Source organism: Oceanivirga salmonicida (genome assembly GCF_001517915.1).
Lineage (GTDB): Bacteria > Fusobacteriota > Fusobacteriia > Fusobacteriales > Leptotrichiaceae > Oceanivirga > Oceanivirga salmonicida.
Map to the genome: position 1 here is coordinate 1 of NZ_LOQI01000007.1, position 14,984 is coordinate 14,984.

Genomic DNA, 14,984 nt, shown 5'->3' on the forward strand with positions numbered 1-14,984 from the left:
AAAAAAGGAATGAAAAAATAATTTAAAAAAATATTTTTTTAAAATTAAATAAAATAAATAATTAGAATTTTGATTATTTAATTTTTTTTTATAAAAAAAAAAGAGAAAAAGACGTGACTTTTATAGGGGGGGGGGGGGTATATAATACTATAAAATAGAAAGGAGATAAATGAATATTATAACTATAATAATATTATTACTAATTTCTTTTATTTTGCAATATATTTTTACATTTATGCAAATAAAAAATTTTAATATATTTTATTCAAAATTACGAAAAAATGGGAAAGTAGCCATTGGTAAAAAAAAAGGTGGATTTAGAGCAGGAGCCATAGTTATGTTTTCATTAAATTCCAATAATGAAATATTAGACGGGGCATATATGCAAGGAGTTACTGTATTAGCGAGATTTAAAAAAATTGATATTTTTAATGGCACTAAAATAATTTGTATTACAAAAGAAATGTGTTTAAATAAAAAATTGTCTTTATCACTGACAGAAGCTATTTTGGATAGTGTTGAAACATTTAAAAAAGTTAATTGTGGTGAAGAAATACCATTGCCAAAAAGTTTATTTGGTAAAATTATTGAAAAAATAAAATAAAATATATAAGGAGGAAATATGGAAACACTAGTATCATTAGCATCAAGTTTTAATGGATTATTTGAAACAGGTGGAAATGTTTTCATAAGTTGGGTAGTAGGAATTATACCTAAAGTATTATTGTTGTTAGTATTTATGAATACTTTAATAGCACTTATAGGACCAAAAAAAATTAATACATTTGCCCAAATATGTTCAAAAAATGTAATATTAGCATACGGAATATTACCATTTTTAGCAGCATTTATGTTAGCAAATCCTATGGCATTGTCTATGGGTAAATTTTTACCTGAAAGAATGAAACCTAGTTATTATGCATCAGCAAGTTATCATTGTCATACAAATAGTGGGGTATTTCCACATATAAATGTGGGAGAAATATTTATCTATTTGGGTATAGCAACTGGCGTTGAACAATTAGGATTAAATATAACACCATTAGCTATTAGATATTTATTAGTTGGTTTAGTAATGAATTTTTTTGCTGGTTGGATTACAGACTTTACGACTAAAATTGTTATGAAACAACAAAATATAATATTAAAAAATACACTTAAATAATTAGGAGGGAGTTATGTTTAAAACGATAAAAATTGAAAAAGGACATGGTGGATTTGGAGGGCCCTTATTTGTAACGCCAACTAAGGAAAAAAATAAATTAGTTTATATAACTGGAGGTGGAGCAGAACCTGAAATAGTTGAAAAAATAGTTGAATTGACATCATGTATAGCAGTAAATGGTTTTAAAACATCAGTACCAGATTCTGAAATTTTTTTAGTTATTATTGACTGTGGGGGAACTTTAAGATGTGGAATATATCCTCAAAAAAGAATACCTACCGTAAATATTATGCCAATAGGACCAAGTGGACCATTATCAATACACATTAAAGAAGACATTTATGTTTCAGGTGTTGGATTAGAACAAATAAATTCAGTAGATGAAGATTATGAAATAGAAAAAGAAAAAGTAGAAGAAAAAAATAAAAAAGAATTTAAATATTCAGCAGATAAAAAAGTTTCGGAAACAATTGCAAAAAATTCAAAATCTTCTATTATACAAAAAATAGGTATGGGAACTGGTAGAGTAGTAAATATATTTTATCAGGCTGGAAGAGATGCAGTTCAATCAATGATAACAACAATATTACCATTTATGGCATTTGTTGCTATGTTAATAGGAGTAATACAAGGTTCAGGATTTGGTAATTGGTTTGCTTCATTATTAACACCACTTGCTGGGAATATATACGGTTTAATAATACTAGGATTTGTATGCTCTATACCATTTTTATCTGCATTACTAGGACCTGGTGCTGTTATAGCACAAATTATAGGAACATTAATCGGAGTTGAAATAGGTAAGGGGAATATAGCACCAAGTTTAGCATTACCAGCTTTATTTGCAATTAATACTCAATGTGCTTGTGATTTTATACCTGTTGGATTAGGTTTAGCAGAAGCTGAACCAGAAACAGTTGAAGTTGGAGTTGTTTCAGTTCTTTATTCAAGATTTTTAATAGGTGTGCCAAGAGTAATAGTTGCATGGATAGCAAGTATAGGATTATATAGTTAAAATTATAAAATTAGGAGACTAAATGATAATTTATGAAAATGTTGTAAAAAAAATAGGAAATTTTGTAGATGAGTTTGGAGCAGACACTATTATTTTTTTTGGTGATGGTGTGCCTGATACATTAGCAGATTATTGTTATATAATTGATATAAAATCTACAACAAGTAGAATTGTTGCAGGAGATATTATATATATTGGTGATGATGATTATAAAATATTGCAAATTGGAGAAGTTGCTGAAAAAAATTTAGTTAATTTGGGGCATTTAACAATTAATTTTACAGGAGATATAAGTAATCTTTTATCTGGAAATATAGTAGTTGATAAAAAATTTAATAAAAATATTGTAATAGGAACAAAAATAAAAATAATTAGAAAGTAGAAAAAAATGAATTGGTTAAATTTAAAAGATAAAATAGTGTTAGTTACTGGTGGAGCATCAGGAATAGGAAAAGCTATAGTAGAAGAATATTTAAGACAAGGATGTAATGTTATAGTAAATGATATTTCTGAAAAACCAGAATTTAAAGGTGAAAATCAGGAAAACTTGTTATATGTTAAAGGAGATGTTTCAGTAAAAAAAGATGTTGAAAATGTAGTAGATAAAGCAGTTAAAAAATATTCGAAAATAGATATTTTAGTTAACAATGCTGGAATTAATATTCCTAGATTATTAGTTGATACTAAATATCCAGGAAGTCAATATGAATTAGATGAAGTTATTTATAATAAAATAATGGATATAAATGTCAAAGGAATTTTTCTTATGACACAGTCTGTAGCAAGAATTATGACGGCTAATAATTCTGGTGTTATAGTTAATGTTTCTTCTGAATGTGGAATGGAAGGTTCAGAAGGTCAAGGAATTTATGCAGCAAGTAAAAATGCAATGAATTCTTTAACAAGAACTTGGTGTAAAGAATTAGGGAAATATGGAGTAAGAGTTGTCGGTATAGCACCAGGAATAATTGAAGCAACTGGATTAAGAACTCTAACTTATGAAGAGGCATTGGCATATACTAGAGGAATTATTGTTGATAAAATTAGAAAAGGCTATGAGAGTACAACAACCACTCCATTAGGTAGAGTTGGAAAATTAAGTGAAATAGCAGATACAGTAGTTTATTTATCTAGTGAAAGAGCAAGCTACATACATGGAACTACATGTAATGTTGCTGGTGGAAAGACAAGAGGTTAGAGTATAACAAATTATACGAAAAAAGAATCGAGTAAAAAAAATTTTACTCGTTTTTTATTTGTTTTTAATATTTTGATAAAATGATTAATAAATTATCAAAAAAAATATAATTTTTATCAACAAGAAATAAGTGATTAATATTACACTTATATGTATAAAACTATATTGTTAGTTTATGTTAAAAAAATTTAAATGTTAATTAAGTTAACATATTATTTAAAATGACTTTGAAATTATCTTGAAAAATTTCTGTATCAAAGTATAATATTTAATAATCAGATATAAATAAAAAAAGTTTAGAAGTATTGACAAAATTATAAAATCAAGCTATCTTATATTGGGTGGTATCTACCACTTTGAAGGAGGATTTAATGAAAATTTTAGGGATTGATGAAGAGATATTAAAGCAAACAAATTCTTATAATACAGCATATGAAATTTGTTCGCAACCCAATATATGGAAAACTCTATTTGAAGAGTTTAAGACAAAGGAAGAAAATATAAAACATTTTTTTAATGAAATTGGTTTAAATGAAGAGTTTGATATTATTTTTACAGGTGCAGGAAGTTCTGAATATGTTGGTAATATATTAGAACCACTACTTAATAGTAAGGGAGAATACAATTTTAGATCAGTAGCAACTACTGATATAGTTAATAATCCTACTATGTATTTTAAAAAGAATAAAAAAACTTTATTAGTTTCTTTCGCAAGATCAGGAAATTCTCCTGAAAGTGTTGCGAGTGTTGATTTGGCTAATGAATTAATTGATGAAGTTTATCATTTGTTTATAACTTGCAATAAGGATGGAGAACTTGCAAGTAGAAGTAAAATTGAAAAAAATACTTTCCTATATATTATGCCTGATGGGACAAATGATAAAGGGTTTGCAATGACAAGTAGTTTTAGTTCTATGCTATTATTTGGAATTTTAATATTTTACACTACTGATAATATACTTGATAGTATAGAAACTGCGAAAATAGAATTAGAATCTAAACTTGAAGTAATGAAAGAGTTAGCAAATAAAAAACATGAAAGAATAATAGTATTGGGTTCAGGGCATTTTAAAGGTTTATCTCAAGAATTAACTTTAAAAGTATTAGAATTAGCAGCAGGTAAAGCAGTCGCCAAATTTGATACTACTTTAGGATTTAGACATGGACCAAAAGCAATACTAAATGATAAAACAATAGTTTTCTTATGTAATTCTGTAAACGAGTATGCAAGAAAATATGATTTAGGATTATATGAAGAAATGTATAATGAAAAAGTAGTTGACATGTTAGTTTCATATAGTATAACACCAGTTAAAATATCTAATGTATCTAATTTATGTATACATCCTGAAAATGTAAAAACAGTAAATGAAGTTACTGCAATATTAACTTATTTAATATATGGTCAAATGTATGCATTTTTCAAATCACAAAGTTATGGATTAACAACAGATAATCCATTTCCAACAGGTGAAGTAAATAGAGTAGTAAAAAAATTTGAAATTCATAAGTTTAAGTAGGAGGTACAGATGAAAATTTCAGAGAACAAATATAAATTTTTAGAAAAATTATCTAGTAAAGATGGTTTAATAGGGGCGTTGGCTATAGACCAAAGAGGATCAATTAAAAAGATGATAGGGGCTCATATTGAAGGAGAAGTAAGTGCTGAAAAAATAGAAGATTACAAGAAATTAGTTTCTTCTAATTTAACTAAGTACTCAACTTCTATACTTTTAGATCCTGAGTATGGATTACCTGCAACTAGAGTAAGAGATAAAGAATGTGGTTTATTGCTAGCATATGAAAAAACAGGTTATGATGCAACTAAAAAAGGAAGATTACCAGATATACTAGATGAATGGTCAGTAAGAAGATTAAAAGAGCAAGGAGCAGATGCTATTAAATTCTTACTATACTATGATATAGATAGTGAAAAAGAAATAAATGAGAAAAAACATATATTTGTTGAAAGATTAGGAAGCGAATGTATGGGAGAAAATATACCATTTTTCTTAGAAATAGTTTCATATTCAGAAAAAGGATTAACAGGTAAAGAATATGCAAAAGTTAGACCTAGAAAAGTAATAGAAGCAATGAAAGAATTTTCTAAGGCAAGATATAATGTAGATGTTTTAAAAGTAGAAATACCAGTAGATATGAATTTTGTTGAAGGTTATGGACAAGAAGTTGTTTATAACAAAGAAGAAGCAAAAGCATTCTATTTAGAACAATCAAATTCAACTGATTTACCATATATATTCCTAAGTGGCGGGGTAAGTATGGATTTATTTAAAAAATCATTAGAATTAGCATATGAATCAAAAGCTAAATTTAATGGAGTATTATGTGGAAGAGCAACTTGGAAAGATTCTATAAAACCTTATGCAAGTAATGGTGAAAAAGCATGTATAGATTTCTTAAATACAGAATGTAAAGAAAATATTGAAGGCTTAAATGAAGTTCTAGTAAGAACTGCGACATCTTGGAAATATAAATTAGAAAAATAGGAGGTAATGTTATGGCAAATATTTTAGCAGCAAGAATAGACAATAGACTTGTTCATGGACAAGTTGGTATGACATGGGTTAATAGTATAGGGGCAAATTTGATTTTAGTTGCTAATGACAAAGCAGCTAATGATCCAGTACAACAAAGTTTGATGGATATGGTAGTTCCAGCAGGAATTGACACAAGATATTTTACTATTGAAAAAACTGCGGCAGTAATACATAAAGCGGCAGATAGACAAAAAATCTTATTAGTATGCCAAACACCACAAGATGTTTTAGCATTAACTGAAAAAGGATTAGTAGTTCCTGAATGGATAGTTGGAAACATGCATTTTGCAGAAGGAAAAAAACAAATAACGCCAACTGTATCTGTTGATGAAGAAGATATAAAAACATTTAAAAAAATATCTGAATTTGGAGTGAAACTTACCGTAAAGGGAGTTCCTACTGATTTAGGTAAAGATATAATGAAGTTATTATAGAGGGGAGATATTTTTATGTTTATTAAAGCATTATTAATTGCTATTTATGCAGGTATAGCTGGAATTGAACAATTTGATGGATTGCAATCACTTCATAGACCTATAATAGCAGGGCTTGTAATTGGATTAATTTTAGGAGATTTACAAAAAGGGCTAATTGTTGGAGGAAGTGTTGAATTAATATTTATGGGATTAGTTCCATTAGCAGGTGCTCAACCACCTAACATTGTTGTTGGGGGAGTAATGGGTATTTCTTTAGCATTATTAACAGGAATAGATGCAAAAGAAGCAATAGCTGTAGTAGTACCATTAGCATTAATAGGGCAAATTATAGTTACATTAATGTTTGCACTATATTCAGGAATGATGAGTTATGGAGATAAATGTGCTGATGATGCAAATACTGGTGGAATTAATTTTATAATTTTATTACAATTAATGATTAGATTTGTATTATTTGGTGGAGTTTCATTCTTATTCGTTTATTATGGTGCTGAACCAGTTAAAAATTTAATATCTGCATTACCAGAATGGTTAGTTCATGGATTTGGTGTAGCTGGTGGAATGATGCCTGCAATAGGGTTTGCATTATTATTAAATATAATGTTAAAAAAAGAATACTTTGGTTTCTTAATTGTTGGTTACATATTAGCGGCATACTTAAAATTAGATTTAGTTGCTATAACATTAGCAGGACTTTCAATAGCACTCTATGATTATTATTCAAATACTGGAAAAGTAGTAGCAACGAGAGGAGATGAAGAAGATGGAATCTAATAAATATATAAATAGAGAAGTAAAAAAAGTCATAACATCTTCTTTACTAAAGAAAATGGCAATTCGTTCATTTTACTGTCAAGCAGCATTTAATTTTGAAAGAATGCAAGCAGCAGGTTGGTTATTTAGTTTATTACCAGGTTTAAATGCAATTCATACTGATAAAGAAGATTTGAAAAAATCAATGAAAATGCACATGGAATTTTTTAACACTCATCCGTTATTAATTACTTTCATATTAGGTTTAGTAATAGCAATGGAAGAAAATAAAGAAGATATTGATACAATAAGAGCAATAAAAGTCTCAACTATGGGTCCTATGGGTGGTATAGGAGATTCATTATTCTGGTTAACATTCTTATCAATAGCATCAGGATTAGGAGCATCATTTGCTTTGCAAGGTTCAATAATGGGACCAATAATATTTATAGTATTATTTAATGTTATGCAATTTTCATTAAAATTTGGTCTAATGTTCTATGGTTATAAAACGGGTGTTAGATCAATAACTACATTAAAAGAAAATACTGAAAGATTTACTAAGGCAATTAGTATCTTAGGATTAACAGTAGTTGGTGCAATGATAGCAACATTTATTAATCTAGTAGTTACAGTTACAATACCTGCTGGTGAGGCAACTGTTGAATTACAAAAAGCATTTGATGGAGTTATGCCAAGATTATTACCAGTATGTTACACATTCTTAATGTTATACTTAATTAGAAAAAATGTTTCTGCAACTATACTAGTATTCTTAACTTTAGCAATAGGAATACTTGGAGCATTAGTAGGAGTTCTTTAATATGGTATCAATATTATTAACAGGACATGGTAAAGTGTCATCAGGTATATTTGAAACATTAAAAATGTTATTTGGAGTAAATGAAAATATAAAATATATTGATTTTATTGAAGAAGAAACATCTGAAAATTTAAAAATAAAGATTAAAAATCAAATAGATGAATTTTTAGAAAATACTGATGGAGTAATATGTTTAACTGATATTAAAGGAGGAACACCATTTAAAATTTGTTCAGAAATTTCTTTGGAATTGTCTGGAAAAGTATCGGTAATATCTGGAACAAATGTTCCAATGCTAATGATGTTAGCATCTGAAATGGAAGATATATCTTTAATTGAAGCAGTTGAAATAGCTTTAAAAACTGGTAAATCTGAAATTGAAGAATTTAAATTAGTAATGCGTAATTCAAATAATGATGATTTAGAAGATGGAATTTAGAGATATGATGAAATACTTTTGAAACTTTTGTTTTGAAAGTATTTTTATTATATAATTCAAAAATTATTTAAATTGAAACTTATCATAATAAATGGTATAGTATAGGTAGTATATTTAATAAAATAAGAGGTGTGATATGAGAGAAATAATATTAGCAACTTCTAATAAGGGAAAATTAGAAGAATTCAATGAAATGGCTAAAAAATTAAATGTTAAGTTCGTAACCATAGATATGCCTTATATAGAAGAAAATGGTATAAATTTTGAAGAAAATTCATATATAAAGGCTAAAACTATATCTGAATATACTAATAAAGTAGTATTAGCAGATGATTCTGGGTTAGAAGTAGAAGCATTAGATAATAAACCAGGTGTACATACAGCAAGATACATGAATCATTTACCTGAATATAAAGATAGATGTGAGGCATTGATTAAAGAAGTAGATAAAACTAATGGTAAAAATAGGAATGCAAAATTTGTATGTGTTTTAACACTAGTATTTCCTGATGGAAGATATTATCATTTTAGGGGAGAGACTAAGGGATTAATTACAAAAAAATTAGAAGGAACTAATGGGCATGGTTATGACCCTGTGTTTTATAGTTTTGATTTAAAAAAGACTTTTGGTATGGCAAGCATAGAAGAGAAAGATAGTGTTAGTCATAGAGCAAGAGCATTTGAAAAATTTAAGGAATTTATAAATGACTAAATATGATGCTTTATTTCAAGATTTAGAGAATATAAAATTAAAAGGATTAACAACAGTAACTATTAAAAATTTAAAAAATTTAAATATATATAATTTATATGATTTATTTTACTATTTTCCAAGAGCATATGAAAATAGTGCCGTGTATAAAAAAATAATTAATACTTATGACGGAGAAACAGCTATAGTAAAAGGTAAAATAATAAGTATAAATAGGAGATATTTAGCTAAAAATAGATTAATGGTTACTGCAATTTTATCAGATGAAACAGGTTTTATTGAACTTATTTGGTTTAACAATAAATATGTTTATTCTAATATAGTGGTGGGAACAGATTTAATAGTTACTGCTAAGATAAAAAAAGCGGCTAGAATACAAATGATAAATCCAAGTTATAAAAAAAGTGCTGATATATCGACATTAAATTCTAGTGTTAATTTAGAACCTATTTATCCTCTAACTAAGGGAATAAATCAAAAAAAATTAAGAGATTTAATAAAGAATGCAATAGATAAGTATGGAGTATTATTACAAGAAAATATACCCCTAGATTTTTTATATAACAACAAAATTATGTCTAGAACAAAATCAATAACTAATATACACTTTCCAGAAAATAGCATAGCACTGGATTTAGCCATAAGAAGATTTACATATGAAGAAATTATGGTCCTAGAAATGGGTATTTTAAAAAATAAATATTTAATTGATAAGAATAATAAACATTTATACTTTACAAATGATAACAAAATGTTAGTAAAAAAATATATAGCAAGTCTTAATTATGAACTTACAAATTCGCAAAAAAAAGTAATAACTACTATATACAATGAAATAAAAAAAGGAAAAATAATAAATAGACTTATACAAGGAGATGTAGGTTCAGGTAAGACGGTTGTAGCGATGATTATAATGCTATATATGGCTGAAAATAATTATCAGACGGCTATGATGGCTCCAACTGAAATATTAGCTACACAGCACTATAATAATGTGCAAGAGAATTTTAAAAATTTAGAAATTAGAGTAAAACTATTAACTAGTTCAGTTAAGGGTAAAAAAAGAGAAAAATTATTATCAGATATTGCTAATGGAGAAGTAGATATAGTAATAGGAACACATTCATTGATAGAAACAAATGTAATATTTAAAAGTTTAGCACTTACTGTAATTGATGAACAACATAGATTTGGTGTAGAGCAAAGAAATGCATTAAGAGAAAAATCTAATATTTCAAATATGATATTTATGAGTGCAACTCCTATACCTAGATCATTAGCATTAACTATTTATGGCGATTTAGATATAAGTACAATAAATGAAATGCCAAAAGGTAGACAAAAAGTAATTACAAAATATATTAAAACTGATGAGCAAAAAGAAAAAATGTATGAGTTTATAGATAAAAAATTATCTGATGGTCAACAAGTATACATAGTGGCACCATTAATTGAAAAAAGTGAAAAATTAAAAATGGTTTCAGTGCTAGAATTATATGATGAAATAAAAGAAAAATTTAGTAAATACAATGTAGGATTATTACACGGTAAATTAAAAAACAAAGATAAAGAAACAGTAATGAATGATTTTAAAGAACATAAGATAAATATATTAGTTTCTACAACAGTTATAGAAGTGGGTGTTGACGTGCCTAATTCAAATATTATGTTGATTAAAAGTGCTGAAAGATTTGGCTTATCATCACTTCATCAATTAAGGGGACGTGTTGGTCGTGGAGACAAAAAAGCATATTGTTTTTTAGAATCAACAACTACAAATGAAGTATCTGAGAAAAGATTAGAAATATTAGAAAATGAAACAGATGGTTTTAAAATTGCAGAAGAAGATTTAAAATTAAGAAATTCAGGGGAAATATTTGGACTTAAACAAAGTGGAATTTCAGATTTAGTATTGCTAGATATAGTAAAAAATATTAAAGAAATAGAACAAGTAAAAGAATTTGTTAAAAAATATTTAGAAGAACATAATGGTAAAATAAATAATGAATATCTAATAAAAGATATTAAAAATAAGCAAGATAATAAACATAAAGAATAGAGGAAACACGATGAAGAATTTGTTAATATTAACAGTATTATTAATAACATCTTGCAAAATAGTGCAACATGAAGTAAAAAAAGCAAATTCAAATGAGAATGTTAAAATGAATATTAAAATAAGGAAAATGAATAGAAAATTTGATCATAATATAGAAAAAATAGAATTAAAAGAAGATAAAATAATTACACCATATTCAGATTATCTGTATGTTTCTTATGATTTAATGTAAAAAAAAGGAGAGAATGATGAAAAAAGTATTAGTGGTAGTATTAGCAATGTTTACGTTTGTTTCTTGTAATACAATAGGGCATAGAGAATTAAGCGAAGTTAAGCAAAAAAATATGGGTATTATGTTAGATGGCATGAATCGTATTTCAAAAAAACTAGATTTAAAAAATGAAAAAGAAAAATTTAAAATTGAAGAATATATTTTGTATACATTAGCAAATATTTCAAATAATGATGAAGATAGAATACAATTTTTAACAGAGACTGAAAAAAGAATAGAAAGCAAAATGGAAGAAGTTCAAAGAAAATTGACATTAGAAGAAGCTAAAAAAATTATGTTTGATTTATATATAAATAGAGAAAAGAAATGAAAAAAAACTTAAAAAAACTTTAAAATAATGATATAATATAAGATAATCAAAAAAAATTAGGAGGAACAATGAGATTTTCAAACTTATTGATAAAAACATACAAGGAAAGTCCAAAAGAGGCTGAAGCGATAAATCATAAATTAATGTTGAGAGCATCTATGATTAAACAAATTTCTAGGGGGAATTATACGTATTTACCACTCGGTCTAAAAGTACTAAAAAAAATTGAAAATATAGTAAGAGAAGAAATGAATAAGGCTGGTGCTAATGAACTTCTTATGCCTATAATGCAACCTTCTGATTTATGGATTGAATCAGGTAGATTTAATGACTATGGGCCTGAACTTATGAGATTTAAAGATAGAAATCAAAGAGATTTTGTATTAGGACCAACACATGAAGAAGTTTCAGTTGCAATATTCAAAGATATGATAAATTCATATAAAGAATTACCTATAAACATGTACCAAATACAAACTAAGTTTAGAGATGAAATGAGACCAAGATTTGGACTTATGCGTGGTAGAGAATTTATAATGAAAGATGCATATAGTTATCACTTAACACAAGATAGTTTAGATGCTGAATATGAGAATATGAAACAAACATATATTAATATATTTAATAGATGCGGACTTAATTTTAGACCTGTTGAAGCAGATACGGGTTCTATAGGTGGTGCTGAAAGTCATGAATTTATGGTTTTAGCAAGTGCAGGTGAAGATGATATACTTTATTCAGATACAAGTGATTATGCAGCAAATGTAGAAAAAGCAAGAAGTATAATTGAATTAGAACAAGTCAAAGAAGAACCTAAGAAAATGGAGTTAGTGGAAACTCCTAATGTAAAAACTATTGAAGCATTATCTAATTTTTTAGATATTCCTAAAACTAAGACAGTAAAATCTTTATTATTTAAAGGAGATATTAAAGGCAAAATTAAATATTTCATGGCTTTAATTAGGGGAGATTTAGACGTTAATATTATAAAAGTAAAAAACGCTTTTGGTTTAAGTGTGGAATTAGAATTAGTAGATGAAAAAGATTTAGAATTATTAAATATAGTAAAAGGGTATATGGGACCAACTAATGATATGCCTAAAGAAATTCAAATAGTTATGGATGAAAGTGTTAAATATCTTTATAACTTTGTTATAGGGGGAAATAAAGAGAATTATCACTATATTAATACTAATTTAAGTGATATCAGATATGATGTAGTAGCAGATATTAGAACAGCAAGAGAAGGCGATATATCACCAGATGGTAAAGGAAAACTAAAAATTGCTAGAGGTATTGAAGTAGGGCATATATTTAAACTAGGTGATAAATATAGTAAGGCTATGGATGCAAAAGTATTAGATGAAAATGGTAGATTACAAACTGTAATTATGGGTTGTTATGGTATAGGTGTATCAAGAATAGCAGCTGCAGCAATAGAACAATTTAATGATGAAAACGGAATAATATGGCCAGTATCTATTGCACCATATACAGTAGATATTATAGCAACTAATATAAATAATGAAGAAATTTTAACTAAATCTGAACAAATATATAAAAATTTATTAGATAATAATATAGATGCAATATTTGATGATAGAAAAGAAAAGGCAGGATTTAAATTTAAAGATGCTGATTTAATAGGAATACCAATTAAAATTGTGGTTGGAAATAAAATAAGTGAAGGTATAGTTGAAGTTAAAAGTAGAAAAACTAATGAAAGCAAAGAAGTAAGTTTAGATAAGGTGTTAGATACGGTAAAAATTATGCTTGGAGAATAAAAAATGTTTGAAAATATAAAATATGAAGTGTTAAAAAAATTGTATGAAGATATATATACTGGTATAGAATATGATTCTAGAAAAATAAAAAAAGGAAATATTTTTGTTGCTATGAAAGGTAGCATAGTAGATGGTAAAAATTATATATCAAATGCTATTGAAAAAGGTGCTAGTATAGTATTAGTAGATGATAAAAATATAGATATATCTAAATACAATGTTAATATATATTATGTGGAAAATTTAAGAAACAATTTAGGAAAAATTGCTGCTAATATATATAATCATCCAGAAAAAAATCTAAAAATATTAGGTATTACTGGAACTAATGGTAAAACAACAACAACATATATACTAGAAAATATATTGCCAAATAGTTCAAGAATAGGAACTACAAATTATAGAATTTTAGATGAGTATTATAATGCAAATAATACTACACCTGAATCACTTGATTTAATCAAATTAATGGCTAAATCAGTAGAAAAAAAGGTAGAGTATTTTATAATGGAAGTTAGTTCACATGCTTTATCAATGGGGCGTGTAGATATGTTAAAATTTGATGGTGCAATATTTACAAATTTATCACAAGACCATTTAGATTATCACAAAACACTTGATGAATATTTTAATGCGAAATGTAGGATTATAGATTTATTAAAAAAAGATGCCAAGATAAGTATAAATACTGATGATAAATATGTTTCGACTATAAAAGATTTAACTATAAAGGAAAAAAGCATAAGTTTTGGAATAGAAACAGGTAAAATTAAAGGAAAAGTTTTAGAGTATACCAATGAATTAATGAAGGTAGAAATAGAATATAATAATAAAAAATATAGATTAGATACTAAACTTATGGGGAAACATAATTTATATAACATACTAGGAGTCATAAGTATGCTTACAAATTTAGGTTTAGATATAGAATATATAATTGATAAAATATCAAAAATTGATGCTGTGGTTGGAAGATTTGAATTAATACCAAATAATAAGAATTGTAAAATAGTTGTAGATTATGCACATACACCTGATGGTTTAGAAAATGTATTAAGAACTCTTAAAGAAATAACAAAAGGTAGAGTTATATGTATATTTGGAGCAGGTGGAGATAGGGATAAGACTAAACGACCTATTATGGCTAAAAAAGCAGCATTGTATTCTGACTATATAATATTAACATCAGATAACCCAAGAACTGAAAATCCTGATGAAATAATTGATAATATAGAGCAAGGCTTAATAGAATTAGCATATACTAATTATCAAAAAATTACTAAACGAGATGAAGCTATAAAAATGGGAGTTTTAATGCTTAAAGAAAATGACTCTTTAATGATAGCTGGTAAAGGTCATGAAGATTATCAAATAATAGGAACTAACAAAATACATTTTTCGGATAAGGAAGAAGTATTAAAAAATATAAGGAAGTAGTA

At 26.6% G+C, this 14,984-nt stretch carries 17 protein-coding genes; all 17 read left to right on the plus strand.

Annotated features, from left to right (window positions below; all coding sequences use genetic code 11):
* The first annotated feature begins 169 nt into the window (after positions 1-169).
* Positions 170-604, plus strand: a complete 435-nt coding sequence (locus tag AWT72_RS01550; protein ID WP_067139782.1) for a transcriptional regulator GutM — start codon at positions 170-172, stop codon at positions 602-604.
* Between the two features lie 18 nt (positions 605-622).
* Positions 623-1,165, plus strand: a complete 543-nt coding sequence (gene srlA, locus AWT72_RS01555) for a PTS glucitol/sorbitol transporter subunit IIC (RefSeq protein ID WP_067139785.1) — start codon at positions 623-625, stop codon at positions 1,163-1,165.
* A 13-nt stretch (positions 1,166-1,178) separates the two neighbouring features.
* Positions 1,179-2,180, plus strand: a complete 1,002-nt coding sequence (gene srlE / locus AWT72_RS01560) for a PTS glucitol/sorbitol transporter subunit IIB (RefSeq protein WP_067139788.1) — start codon at positions 1,179-1,181, stop codon at positions 2,178-2,180.
* Positions 2,181-2,202: 22 nt separating this feature from the next.
* A complete protein-coding gene (locus AWT72_RS01565; RefSeq protein WP_067139790.1) occupies positions 2,203-2,562 on the plus strand; it encodes a PTS glucitol/sorbitol transporter subunit IIA in 360 nt (119 codons plus the stop codon).
* 6 nt (positions 2,563-2,568) lie between these two features.
* Positions 2,569-3,378, plus strand: a complete 810-nt coding sequence (locus tag AWT72_RS01570; protein ID WP_067139793.1) for an SDR family oxidoreductase — start codon at positions 2,569-2,571, stop codon at positions 3,376-3,378.
* A 371-nt stretch (positions 3,379-3,749) separates the two neighbouring features.
* Positions 3,750-4,898, plus strand: a complete 1,149-nt coding sequence (locus AWT72_RS01575) for an SIS domain-containing protein (protein WP_082680499.1) — start codon at positions 3,750-3,752, stop codon at positions 4,896-4,898.
* Positions 4,899-4,907: 9 nt separating this feature from the next.
* A complete protein-coding gene (gene lacD, locus AWT72_RS01580; protein ID WP_067139799.1) occupies positions 4,908-5,885 on the plus strand; it encodes a tagatose-bisphosphate aldolase in 978 nt (325 codons plus the stop codon).
* 11 nt (positions 5,886-5,896) lie between these two features.
* Positions 5,897-6,370: a PTS N-acetylgalactosamine transporter subunit IIB gene (gene agaV, locus AWT72_RS01585; RefSeq protein ID WP_067139802.1), complete on the plus strand. Its 474-nt coding sequence runs from the start codon at positions 5,897-5,899 to the stop codon at positions 6,368-6,370.
* A 15-nt stretch (positions 6,371-6,385) separates the two neighbouring features.
* Complete coding sequence (locus AWT72_RS01590) at positions 6,386-7,147, plus strand: PTS mannose/fructose/sorbose/N-acetylgalactosamine transporter subunit IIC (RefSeq protein WP_067139805.1); 762 nt, start codon at positions 6,386-6,388, stop codon at positions 7,145-7,147.
* Positions 7,137-7,949 carry a PTS system mannose/fructose/sorbose family transporter subunit IID gene (locus tag AWT72_RS01595; protein ID WP_067139807.1) on the plus strand — a complete coding sequence of 271 codons (813 nt, stop codon included), beginning with the start codon at positions 7,137-7,139 and terminating at the stop codon, positions 7,947-7,949. The genes AWT72_RS01590 and AWT72_RS01595 overlap by 11 nt, the downstream gene beginning before the upstream one ends.
* Position 7,950: 1 nt before the next feature.
* Complete coding sequence (locus AWT72_RS01600) at positions 7,951-8,388, plus strand: PTS sugar transporter subunit IIA domain-containing protein (RefSeq protein WP_067139811.1); 438 nt, start codon at positions 7,951-7,953, stop codon at positions 8,386-8,388.
* 136 nt (positions 8,389-8,524) lie between these two features.
* A complete protein-coding gene (gene rdgB, locus AWT72_RS01605; protein ID WP_067139814.1) occupies positions 8,525-9,100 on the plus strand; it encodes an RdgB/HAM1 family non-canonical purine NTP pyrophosphatase in 576 nt (191 codons plus the stop codon).
* On the plus strand, positions 9,093-11,159 hold the full coding sequence (recG, locus tag AWT72_RS01610) for an ATP-dependent DNA helicase RecG (RefSeq protein ID WP_067139817.1): 2,067 nt from the start codon (positions 9,093-9,095) through the stop codon (positions 11,157-11,159). Before rdgB ends, recG begins: the two co-directional genes overlap by 8 nt.
* 10 nt (positions 11,160-11,169) lie before the next feature.
* Positions 11,170-11,391, plus strand: coding sequence for a hypothetical protein (locus AWT72_RS01615; protein WP_067139820.1), 222 nt, complete (start codon positions 11,170-11,172; stop codon positions 11,389-11,391).
* 16 nt (positions 11,392-11,407) lie between these two features.
* On the plus strand, positions 11,408-11,761 hold the full coding sequence (locus tag AWT72_RS01620; protein ID WP_067139823.1) for a hypothetical protein: 354 nt from the start codon (positions 11,408-11,410) through the stop codon (positions 11,759-11,761).
* A gap of 68 nt (positions 11,762-11,829) precedes the next feature.
* The gene (locus AWT72_RS01625; RefSeq protein ID WP_067139824.1) at positions 11,830-13,545 is read left to right on the plus strand and encodes a proline--tRNA ligase; all 1,716 of its coding nucleotides are present in this window, start codon (positions 11,830-11,832) and stop codon (positions 13,543-13,545) included.
* A gap of 3 nt (positions 13,546-13,548) precedes the next feature.
* Positions 13,549-14,982 carry a UDP-N-acetylmuramoyl-L-alanyl-D-glutamate--2,6-diaminopimelate ligase gene (locus tag AWT72_RS01630; protein WP_067139827.1) on the plus strand — a complete coding sequence of 478 codons (1,434 nt, stop codon included), beginning with the start codon at positions 13,549-13,551 and terminating at the stop codon, positions 14,980-14,982.
* Positions 14,983-14,984: the final 2 nt, after the last annotated feature.

What these genes read in the sequence shown, in the direction of transcription:
- AWT72_RS01550 (WP_067139782.1), top strand. Translation starts at nt 170, where the DNA reads ATGAATATTATAACTATAATAATATTATTACTAATTTCTTTTATTTTG.
- srlA (WP_067139785.1), top strand. Translation starts at nt 623, where the DNA reads ATGGAAACACTAGTATCATTAGCATCAAGTTTTAATGGATTATTTGAA.
- srlE (WP_067139788.1), top strand. Translation starts at nt 1,179, where the DNA reads ATGTTTAAAACGATAAAAATTGAAAAAGGACATGGTGGATTTGGAGGG.
- AWT72_RS01565 (WP_067139790.1), top strand. Translation starts at nt 2,203, where the DNA reads ATGATAATTTATGAAAATGTTGTAAAAAAAATAGGAAATTTTGTAGAT.
- AWT72_RS01570 (WP_067139793.1), top strand. Translation starts at nt 2,569, where the DNA reads ATGAATTGGTTAAATTTAAAAGATAAAATAGTGTTAGTTACTGGTGGA.
- AWT72_RS01575 (WP_082680499.1), top strand. Translation starts at nt 3,750, where the DNA reads ATGAAAATTTTAGGGATTGATGAAGAGATATTAAAGCAAACAAATTCT.
- lacD (WP_067139799.1), top strand. Translation starts at nt 4,908, where the DNA reads ATGAAAATTTCAGAGAACAAATATAAATTTTTAGAAAAATTATCTAGT.
- agaV (WP_067139802.1), top strand. Translation starts at nt 5,897, where the DNA reads ATGGCAAATATTTTAGCAGCAAGAATAGACAATAGACTTGTTCATGGA.
- AWT72_RS01590 (WP_067139805.1), top strand. Translation starts at nt 6,386, where the DNA reads ATGTTTATTAAAGCATTATTAATTGCTATTTATGCAGGTATAGCTGGA.
- AWT72_RS01595 (WP_067139807.1), top strand. Translation starts at nt 7,137, where the DNA reads ATGGAATCTAATAAATATATAAATAGAGAAGTAAAAAAAGTCATAACA.
- AWT72_RS01600 (WP_067139811.1), top strand. Translation starts at nt 7,951, where the DNA reads ATGGTATCAATATTATTAACAGGACATGGTAAAGTGTCATCAGGTATA.
- rdgB (WP_067139814.1), top strand. Translation starts at nt 8,525, where the DNA reads ATGAGAGAAATAATATTAGCAACTTCTAATAAGGGAAAATTAGAAGAA.
- recG (WP_067139817.1), top strand. Translation starts at nt 9,093, where the DNA reads ATGACTAAATATGATGCTTTATTTCAAGATTTAGAGAATATAAAATTA.
- AWT72_RS01615 (WP_067139820.1), top strand. Translation starts at nt 11,170, where the DNA reads ATGAAGAATTTGTTAATATTAACAGTATTATTAATAACATCTTGCAAA.
- AWT72_RS01620 (WP_067139823.1), top strand. Translation starts at nt 11,408, where the DNA reads ATGAAAAAAGTATTAGTGGTAGTATTAGCAATGTTTACGTTTGTTTCT.
- AWT72_RS01625 (WP_067139824.1), top strand. Translation starts at nt 11,830, where the DNA reads ATGAGATTTTCAAACTTATTGATAAAAACATACAAGGAAAGTCCAAAA.
- AWT72_RS01630 (WP_067139827.1), top strand. Translation starts at nt 13,549, where the DNA reads ATGTTTGAAAATATAAAATATGAAGTGTTAAAAAAATTGTATGAAGAT.